Here is a 9,929-nt window from a genome sequence, read left to right on the forward strand (position 1 = left end):
AGCTTTTTATTCTTCAAGTTCTTTTAAAAGTAGTTCCAGGAGTTGTTTGTTCTTCTCAAGGTCTCTTCTTTCTTTTCTGTTACTAGGGTTATTAATAGCTTGTAGCAGCTCAGTTAATCGCCTACCTACATACTGTTCGGATAGCTCGTCATACCCACTCTCACGTTCAATATTGCCAGTTCCCCTTCTTTTTCCATTTTCTACCTGACGGAGGTATTCTTCAACGGAATCGAACTCCTTTCTAGGAACAAGTGAAAGTTCTTCAACTAAGTTCCTACGACTTCCACCATTTCTACCGCTTCCTGATCCTGAGACACTCCTGTACTGTATAGGGTCTTCTATTGCGTTAATGAAATTAAGATTAGTTGCCCTATCAAAGTCTGCAAGAGGAGTTTTACTAAGTTCCTGTTCAATAATTTCCTCTATATCACCCTGCTCTTCTGTGTTTTTAGGTGTGTTGTTACGCCGAGGAGGTGTACCTTTTCCCTGATTTTTACCTACAGAGGCAGCTAACGAAAGATTGAATTCAGCTAGTTTGTCAGGGTCCAGGAGTAAACTTATTCTCTGCTGAGGAGTTAGCACAGACGTACTAGGGCTAAGGATTTCTGCTCGACGTTTAGCTAAAGCTCGCTCTGATTCAGCAAAGATCTTATTAATATCTGATTGACTGTATGAAGAACCTCCTCCACCACCGCTGCCTTGTCCTTTAATACTTTTAGCGATGTTAACGATATGCCCAACTTGATCGCCAGTAGCTTTAGCTAAATCGAAAGGAGTGCTGTTGTTGTCTATAACAGAACGTAGTGCTGCAATAACATAAGGCGCTTCTACGCCTTGTGCTGTTGCACGTACTGTAAAATTGTTGAGAGCATCCCTGTACAGCTTGTTGTCTCCCGTAATACTTTCTTTTAGTCCACCAAACCACCCTTTAGAACCCATCTTAGGATAGAGGTTGTCAATCATTTCCTGAACGTACTTATCAGACTTTATAAAATCCCCTACTTTAGGGCTTGAAGAGCCTGAAGAAGATTTCTTGGCAAGTCCGGTATGAGCAGCTAAAAGCGAAGAAGACTTAGGTTCAGCCTCTAGCATGATCTTAATAAGCTCATTGTCCTTTTGAGGACCATAAAGGGATGTGATGTTTCTGTTAATAGCATCGAACTTTGAATCCAAACCCTGTAACCTAGCCTGTCTCATTATGTGATTTGTGAAATCGTTTCTGGACACGTAGCTAGGAAGTCTTGAGGAAAACTCTTCTCTCCGTGCTTGAAGATACCTAGCCAAATCTTCCTCTGAGCCTGTAACTTTACTCTTAACATGGTCTAGAGTTTCAGGAGAAAAATTGAATCGGCCTTTGAAATGGTCTTGGGTATCCCTAAAGATAGAGTCGAATAATTCCTGGTCCCGTCTGGATGTATCCGCTTCTTGTTCCTGTCGAAGTCTTTCCAGATCAATCACACGTTGATTAGCACCCTTTCTCCATTCTCTATCTAGCCTTGCCTGTTTTGCAGACTCATTGGCGTTCATACCGGAAAATAAAGAATTTAAAGAACTGTTAGTATTCTGAAAAGACATAGATCACCTATCGAGAATTGTAGAGAATGTTTTGTCTAGCTTGTCTGTGACGAGCATCTCTAATATTCATATTGGAACGAATATCATCAGCTCTTGCTTTAGCGAGACTGGTAGTTGCTTTAATTTGATCAGCAGCATTTCCCCAGTTAGCCAGAGTATCGTAGAGACCTAGTCCAGCATTGGCAAGACCCATAGATATACCAAGATTATGTGCGCCAGTTTCTCCACCAAGAAACTTACCTGTGTTTCCCCCTAAGAATGAATAACCTTCAGGTTTAGGTTTAGGATTGATATCAATACCAGGTTCCTTGGTTACGTAGTTGTTCCTGAGTAGATCGAGCAGTGATACGGTCATAGTTTACACCTTTAAATTTAATGCATTTTCAAAAAAGTTACTGACCAGCCTGTTTACAGTACCAGTCGATAACATAATGTCATAGTTGTATTGTATATCCCTACCTAAAGTAATAACAGTGTCAGGGGTAAGAAGAAGGTGTTCAGACAAGTCTATGTCATTCTTTTCTAATTCCTGCAAAGTATTCTCAAGGTCTTCCATCTCCTTTATTTCTTCTTCTAGCTTTTGTTGTTCAATTGCTATAGTCCCTTGCTGGACCGATGAGGATATGTTGGAGAAATACGTAACGGTCTCTGTAAGAGTCTCTGCCGTGCCTATTTCAAGATTGCTGCCATAACCATAGGAAGAAGCAACTAACGCAAGCACAGTCCCTACAATAGCTCCTAGAACCTCATTACCTGTCTCTTTAACTACAACGGTTACAACTTTAAGAATAACTGTATTTACTATCAGGTCTATAAAAAAGCTCCACAGACTGTTAGCAGCAGCAGAAGTTCCTAACGAGTACACTAAAGAAATGATAGATATTGCTTTAATGATGAAAGGACCATGTTCTTGAAACCATGTAAGATAAGTTATCTGTATAGAATGAGCATCTATCCTAGCTATGTGCTGATAAAGCTCCATCTGTTCTTTATAGTTAAAATTGTCCGTTACAATACTTTCAAACAGAGGAAGGCTCATGTTCTGAGGTCCGTGTATAGGAACAAAAGCTACTGTCCTCTCTACCAGACCGTGTGTTGTATAGTACGTATGATTACCGTAAGAAATTCTGGATACCGTATTCAGGTTTTTGATCCTAACAACATCCTGAGTTGTTGCCGATTTCTGATAACGAATAACTAGCCAGTCTCCGTAAATAGGTACATCAGAGTACCCAAATTCTTCCATTAAGTTTTCTTCGTATCCTTCAAATACTGTCTCTATTTCATGACTGTACGTCCCTATCGAATCTATAGTTCCATGTTCAATAATTCCATATTCGATAGTGTGCTCATTCCATACTACGACTGTTTCCAAGTCTTGTGAGGTAAAGGTAATTTTGTATTGTTCGTCTATAGAGGCAGGGTTAAGTTCCTCTATAATGTGCTGAAAATATTTAAAAAGTAACTTGGAAACTAGAGGACTATCGTCAGAAGGCGTTACTGCAATAATCGTAAATAAGTCATCCAGTTCTTCATAGCCTTCCTGTTCTTTAACACCTTCTATTACAAGGTCCAAGTCAATCAATAATCTGTTAAGTAAAGTTCTGCATGAGGTATATTCTGTACTTTCTTTATCAGTATCAACAAACTCTTTATGTTTTCTTATAACACCTATTGGGTACATGTCATCTATATTACGTAAAGAGTACGTAGGTACTACATCTGGGTAAGTTCCTGTACTTACCTTGTAGAACCAGTAATACCAAAGTTCAGGATTATGATCAGCATCCCCTTCATGGAATCTAACCACTACGTAGTCTGCATTAAAATCAAATGATCCTCCAGTACCTAAGTTTATTTGTGGTGCCAACTCTTCAGGCTCTTCTACTATAGGTATATACGGTCCTGTATCTGCTACAACAGAAAACACAGTATCATCAAAATAGGTAATATCTGACCTAGAGCAGTTGGTTAGTTCCAGAGTAAGCTCTATGTATTCGTAATCAAGTACATCACCTACCCAGCCGATTGTGATGTACTGCACCTCATCCTTATTTCCTTGAAAGGTTAAAGTACCCGATGTGTTGTAAAAAGCAGTAGGTGGTACGGGTGAGTGCCCTGGAACAGCCTGAAGTGAGCTATAATCAATAGTAAAAGAACTACCTACGTTGTCCGATAACGTAATAGGTATTACTATCTCTTCAAGTCCTTCTTCCTGTACTTCCTGACCACTTATCTTAAGTACTGCTATATGGCCTGGTATAGGGTTATTATCCCTTACAGTGACAGTACGAGAACCACTATTTTGATATACTTCTGTACTAGCAAAATAGTTTTCATCATCCGTAATACTGTCAATAGATATTGTGAAATGCCTTTCACCGCTGTAAACCACTGAAGGTGTGAATTCTATGTTAAGTTCTGTACTTGAACTTAATTGAGGCATAACACTGGAATGTGGAGTGTTTGCAGAAGCACTGCCTGAATACGCCATGTTTACAGTTGTATGGATACCTTCTGGCATGATGTGGTTGCAATAGACAGTGAAAGGAACTGTAGAACCCTTCATAACCTGTCTAGGACCTCTAAGAGAGTATAGGACGTTCTTAGAGGCTCTTCTTAAGTTGAGAGTATGCCAGTGAGTAGTACCGAATTCGTCAGTATCACTATCCTGACCTATAGACAGAATATTCCAATCATCTTTACCGTTATACGTTAAGGTGTTGCTGTGAGGCTTATAGTTCCAAGGAGAAGACTGTAATAAGTACTTCCATCCTAGCTCAATCCCTACTCCTGACTTAGCTTCAACCTCTACTACAGTACTTGAATTAAGACCTAGATCATCGTGTATAGCGTTTCTTATCGCAGGTATGTTGTGGTTAACACCTAAACAAGTCCCTTGAGGAAGGCCCAGATAGTACCCGCTTTTACCGTAGTTATAGTAGGACTTTAGTTGTCCTTTTTTCATATAAGACTCTTCTATTAGGTACTTATATAGAGGCTTGTCAGAATCACTGCTTAATTTTCTAAGCAAGGCATTACCACTAACAGTCTTCCTAATATTCTGACTACTCTCTTCTTGCAGAATAGGAGTAGAAGTCTTGTTTATACTTACCTTTTCATCACCCCAGACAGGCATATTAGATATACCCTGCTTCGCCCCAGTCTGTCAGAATATCGTTAGCTACTGCTTTAATACTGGAGTTGACAGCAAGATCGGAAGAAATAACATCCCCTCCGGTGGCCATTTGAGCGTTAAGGGTGTCTAGCATAGCGTTAAGCATTTTCTGTTTAGCATCTGATTTAAAACCTGTAGTCTGTGCCTGTATCAGCTTAACCCGTTCAATAGATTCGTTACGTTTATCCGTCTGTTCTGATCCTATTTTAGACTCCTGTGCTCCTTTAAGGTCTCTTTCGCTGGCTGCATTAGCAGCTACTTCATTTTTCTGAGCCTGTATCAAAGCTCTTTCCTCGTCTACCTTAGCTTCTTGAGCAGCTTTAAGACCTCTTTCCACAGGACCACTAAGAAGCAATTCTGCATCTTGACTTTGTAATAAGTCGATCTCTTCTTCTGTTTTAGTTATTTGGGCATTAGTTAGGGCAGTTTTAGCATCTGTTAGACCTCTCTCACTGCTAGCGTTAGCAGCTACTTCAGCGGTTTGGGCTTGTACTAATTCCCTCTCTTTACGAATTTTTTCTTCCTGAGCCAATTTAATTTTTCTATCTTCAACACCGTTAAGAAGTAGTTCGGAATCCTGACTTTGCAATAAGTCAATTTCTTCAGTTACTTTATCGATCTGTGCAGTTCTTAGTGCCCTTTCGGATGTCCCATTAGCAGACAGTTCGCTTTCTTGAGTAACTACAAGAGCAGTTTCTTCTTGTATTTTAGCTACCTGAGCATCCTTCAAAGCCCTATCTTTAACTCCGTTAAGTAGTAACTCTGAATCTTGGCTTTGAAGAAGGTCAATTTCTTCTTCTGTCTTAGTTATTTGGATAGTACGTAAAGCTCTTTCACTAGCAGCGTTAGGGGCTACTTCGTCTTTTTGAGCAGTGATCAGCAAGGTTTCTTCTTCTAACTTACCAATTTGCGTATTTTTATAGTCCCTGTCCACAACTCCGTTACTGGTTAGTTCAGAGTCTTGAGTTTCTGTTAGTGCAATTTCTGATTCAAGCTTATCTATCTGTTTGTCGTTAAGGTCATTTCTACGAATAGTATCTTGTTTGGATGACTGTACTTTTTCATACTCTACTGCTATCTGGGAATTAAGAAGATCAATGGATTTCTGTAATTTTTCTTTTTCAAGATCAAGTATTCCACCTTCCTGATTGCTTTTTACTTCTGATTTTATCTGCTCATTAATAAGGTCTGCTTCTTTATCCGCTCTTTGTTCAGCAAGGCTAAACTGGATGGATTGCTGTAAAACAGCCTGTAATGAGCTTAGATAGACGTTAGCGTAGTCTTGCCCTGATATCCTACCCTTAGCGAATAAAGACTCTATATGAAGCTCTACGCTACCCATAAGCTTATCAAATACACCAGTACCGTTAGAAGCAGTCGTAGCATTAGTAATGCTGTCTAAATCAATGTCAGCCATGTCTAAATCTCAATTTGTTTATATACATATTCTGTGGGTGAAGACACTCTAAATACATATTCACTATACAAAGAACTGTTATTGCTATCACCAACAGTCAAAGCAACTTTCCAAGTTCCTTCTTCGGATAGGTTAAGTGTGTAGGAAACACTTCCTTTTTCCGTTGAGGTAGGTTGTATAAAATCTATTTGCTGTATTGCACTTTCCACATACTGTACATCCTTGTTGGGATACTTAATGACAACATCAAAATCAGAGTGTGAATAAGGGATGTTAGTAGGTTCAATATCCCATTTCACAGCCAAATTTCTGTCCTTAATTAGCATACTAGCTATCCGTTATGGTTATGTACTTAGCAGTTAAAGGTTTACTTGCGTCGCTAGCATGAAGCCTTACAGCACCAGAAAAAGGGAAGAGACTGTACTCTCCCGGATTTAGGGGAGTAAGCGCATCATTAGTTGCTATAGGAGTAGCTAGAGAGCCATCAATTGTTATTTCTGTAGATTCAGGATCGACAGCGTAGAAGTCGTTAGAGAATAGCCCTGTATCTGTACCATTGCCGAGAAAAGCGTAGTAGTCTTCAAGTGGATTTACGTAGTGGTACTTTGTATTTTCGGCTTTAGTACCTGTATAGGATACGGAAGCAATATCTAAATAATAGTCTTGGCCAGTGTTTGCTACTCCATTACTGTCTTGTGCAGTTGTCTTGTAAAGCTGTTTCCAGATATTACCCAAGTACCTGTACCAATATGACACCAGACCATCTTGGTGTATTGCTATACCTATGGTGAGGGTGTTGTATATGTCAAAAGGTAATGCTGTTAGAGTTGCTTTTTCGTCAAGATTCTTACATAAAGCTCTTACACTAATAAATCCATCAGAAGCTCCGTACTCTACGGTTGTTACGTGTATAGCGTAATCAATGCCGCTAGGGTCGTAAGTGGGTTGTAGATTACCACTTTCAGTTATACCAAAATACAATTCCATAGGATCAGAATTACTGCGGTATAGCCTAGTTTCCACCCAACCTACCGCGTCTAAAATACCTAAGTCTCTTACTTTACAGTTGTTAGGAAATTCGCTGGAATAACTCGAATTCACCTGAATTACAGGATTAGCAGACTTAGCCCCTGAAGTGAAGGTAGACGTTATAGGTGTGCCGTCAGTGAAAGATAAGTTACCCTCAGAAGGGCAACTAATATCTAAAGAAGGTTGAAAGTCAGAGTTCTGAGAAGGAGAGTACCCTGTTAAGTGGTTAGATAATGTAAGACTAGCATTTGTTATATCTGTCTCTTCCCTTGACGGTTTGAAGTACATACCTCTTTCCGTTTCAAACGTTGTGTACTTATCATCAGAAATACCATTACATACAATGGTTGTGAAATGGTCTGTAGACTGGAACTCATCCATGCCGAGGTTGTCATTAAATCCTACTGTAACACCGTCTACTAATTCTTCTTGTGCTGCATGGATAGTTTTTTCTCCAGAAAATCCTTTAACCCACTGGCTTCCGTTCCACCCGTATTCAGGAAATATTTCTTGCATAAGGTCAGGGTGGTTAGTGAATTCATTATCGCTAAGATTTAAGGGGAGTTGGTGGGCTATCATAAACGAACCATTGAGATTATCACGAATCCATAAACCATCCCCCAGATATCCTTCAGTAAGACCAGGGGAACCGTACACCCTACAAGTAACTTGATGTACGGTATCGTCATTAAATACCACGAACAGGTTTGCATCATGCCCATCCTGGCTGAGGGTGAATAGCCCATACACACCGTCTGACTCTCTCGATATCCATATACCAGGACAGGCACCTACATGGTCGCTAGTAGCCAACGGAACATCATCCAGAGTAGAAGATCCGAACTGTGCTTTGTACCACCTCAACGTATCGAGAGGGTATTGGTAAGTATTTTTAATTCTCCAATGTCCGTCAGGAGAGCAAGTAACAGCGTGTGAAAATTTCATATTCCAGTCAATACCCGTTGCAGGAGATTGACTAACGTTAACTGTATCCTTTTTTGCATAAATACAGTTCGGTCCTTGGTAGTAGGTTTGAGAGGTTTGATCCCACCACCTGATTGCAGTAAGCCTATGAGTACCTCCTGGTGAAGTACTGTAGTACAAAATAGCCAGTTTCCCGCTAGGATCGCTAGAATCTACAAACACGTTGATAACATCTTCTGGCTGACTAGATGTTACGGGATCAACCATACCTGAGTTATACCAGCTAACACCGCCATCATCAGAGTAGTAAAGGGTAGGTTGTGTTGCATGATCCCAGAATGTCCATATTCGACCGCTAGAGGATATACACACGCCTTTAGCACCTAAGACACCGGATAGCCCTGAGTTACCGCTATCGATCACTGTAAGGGTTCCTACGGACTCTGAGTCTAATGAAGAATCAATTTTGTATATCCCAGTATCTCTACAGGCTATGTAGATATTATCCGAATCATCGATAGCTACTTGGCTTATATCGGAAGCTAAGAATCGTGGAGAAGTCTCTGAACCTAACAACGTAGTATTGTCCATGTCAAATACAGATTGTCCTTTCCAGTAATCCATAATTGTAAAATTGGTTTTATTGACCATCACAATCAGGTTGTCTTTATAAGGTACAGGGAGTGATTTCAAGTAATGTTCGTTGCTAATTAGCTCTGAAGATGCTTTCCAATCGTACTGAGATATAGGCTGCTTACTGACGTGTGAATTCAGATTACCGCTAAAAAGTAAAATTAAGTTTTGTGATTTCCATGTATTGCCATCAAAGCCTAGTGTAGGACATTTACGGAATTTATACTTACCTGCACCAACAACTCCTTGAGTTGTTATATCTACCCTAAAATAACTAGGCAGACCTTCTCTATCCCACGAAGAGGCATCAAACTGTAAAGTACCTACACTCGTTGAAGGTGTAGCTGAATCATAAAAAGGAGTAGTGGAGGCTTCATTATGTCCGAATACAGACTGCAAAGGGCTTTCGTTAGCAGGAAGAACCTTGTCGATAAGAATTTTTTCCCTGCCTGGAGTAGATATTGCTCCTACCAAATGCCCTTTGCCGCTGGCTGTACTTAGTGAGTAGGAGACTTTCTGCTTGAAGAAGTCACTATCTGTTTGTAAAGACACATCCATAAGATAGCTGTCCGAAGGCCAACCATTACCGGCAGGTATATCTAAAGAATTTAGTTGCCGGTAATTCCATAGAGGGCTTTGATAACTTCTTGCAATGAATTCAAACGAGATAGGGAACTCGCTTCCATCGTACATGAAAGTAGCGAGAGACAGAGCTTCTATAGCGTTAAGTTGGTAGTCTTCAGAGGCAAAATTTTGATAGTCACCGAAGGTAAGTTGTATTCGATAGTAAAGGTCCAAAGTCTCTGTTGATAAAAATACCCAAGGGCTTTCTAAGTACGCTACAGTATCCACAAGCAATGTAGAGGTATCTACTAGTCCTAAGGTGTAAATAGGCATGTCTTCGCTAGGAGAACTAAACCTCTGAACAACCTGAATAATATGGGAATTAGGTGTCTGGTACGGGTGTAGGGTAGGTGATTCTACTTCAGGTATGTCACTGCCGTAAGAAGCCCCTATAGGAGCTTTAGTCCAAGACCTTGCATGTCTTTTTGGATCATGGTCCGATATAAACAGCTCAGAACTTAGCTTTTTATCGGAACCTGGATTCAGTACATCAATAAAATCAGATATCCACCTGTCTTGGATATGGTTAGTGCCTTCTCTTACCTTAGT

General features: G+C 40.1%; 6 protein-coding genes. All 6 read right to left on the reverse strand.

Annotated features, from left to right (window positions below; all coding sequences use genetic code 11):
- Positions 1–6: 6 nt before the first annotated feature.
- The 6 genes from E4680_RS12545 to E4680_RS12570 are packed head-to-tail and all read right to left on the reverse strand — an operon-like array spanning position 7 to position 9,653.
- Positions 7–1,575 carry a hypothetical protein gene (locus tag E4680_RS12545; RefSeq protein ID WP_135282764.1) on the reverse strand — a complete coding sequence of 523 codons (1,569 nt, stop codon included), beginning with the start codon at positions 1,573–1,575 and terminating at the stop codon, positions 7–9.
- Between the two features lie 7 nt (positions 1,576–1,582).
- Positions 1,583–1,930, reverse strand: coding sequence for a hypothetical protein (locus E4680_RS12550; RefSeq protein WP_135282765.1), 348 nt, complete (start codon positions 1,928–1,930; stop codon positions 1,583–1,585).
- Between the two features lie 3 nt (positions 1,931–1,933).
- Positions 1,934–4,714: a hypothetical protein gene (locus E4680_RS12555; RefSeq protein WP_135282766.1), complete on the reverse strand. Its 2,781-nt coding sequence runs from the start codon at positions 4,712–4,714 to the stop codon at positions 1,934–1,936.
- A 1-nt stretch (position 4,715) separates the two neighbouring features.
- Positions 4,716–6,170 carry a coiled-coil domain-containing protein gene (locus tag E4680_RS12560; protein WP_135282767.1) on the reverse strand — a complete coding sequence of 485 codons (1,455 nt, stop codon included), beginning with the start codon at positions 6,168–6,170 and terminating at the stop codon, positions 4,716–4,718.
- A 2-nt stretch (positions 6,171–6,172) separates the two neighbouring features.
- The gene (locus E4680_RS12565; protein ID WP_135282768.1) at positions 6,173–6,496 is read right to left on the reverse strand and encodes a hypothetical protein; all 324 of its coding nucleotides are present in this window, start codon (positions 6,494–6,496) and stop codon (positions 6,173–6,175) included.
- A gap of 1 nt (position 6,497) precedes the next feature.
- The gene (locus E4680_RS12570) at positions 6,498–9,653 is read right to left on the reverse strand and encodes a beta propeller repeat protein (protein ID WP_135282769.1); all 3,156 of its coding nucleotides are present in this window, start codon (positions 9,651–9,653) and stop codon (positions 6,498–6,500) included.
- Positions 9,654–9,929 lie beyond the last annotated feature (276 nt).

This window comes from Candidatus Macondimonas diazotrophica (genome assembly GCF_004684205.1).
GTDB classification, from domain to species: domain Bacteria; phylum Pseudomonadota; class Gammaproteobacteria; order UBA5335; family UBA5335; genus Macondimonas; species Macondimonas diazotrophica.

Coding starts and splice junctions, on each gene's coding strand:
- E4680_RS12545 (WP_135282764.1), bottom strand. CDS start 1,575: ATGTCTTTTCAGAATACTAACAGTTCTTTAAATTCTTTATTTTCCGGT.
- E4680_RS12550 (WP_135282765.1), bottom strand. CDS start 1,930: ATGACCGTATCACTGCTCGATCTACTCAGGAACAACTACGTAACCAAG.
- E4680_RS12555 (WP_135282766.1), bottom strand. CDS start 4,714: ATGCCTGTCTGGGGTGATGAAAAGGTAAGTATAAACAAGACTTCTACT.
- E4680_RS12560 (WP_135282767.1), bottom strand. CDS start 6,170: ATGGCTGACATTGATTTAGACAGCATTACTAATGCTACGACTGCTTCT.
- E4680_RS12565 (WP_135282768.1), bottom strand. CDS start 6,496: ATGCTAATTAAGGACAGAAATTTGGCTGTGAAATGGGATATTGAACCT.
- E4680_RS12570 (WP_135282769.1), bottom strand. CDS start 9,653: ATGCCTATTTACACCTTAGGACTAGTAGATACCTCTACATTGCTTGTG.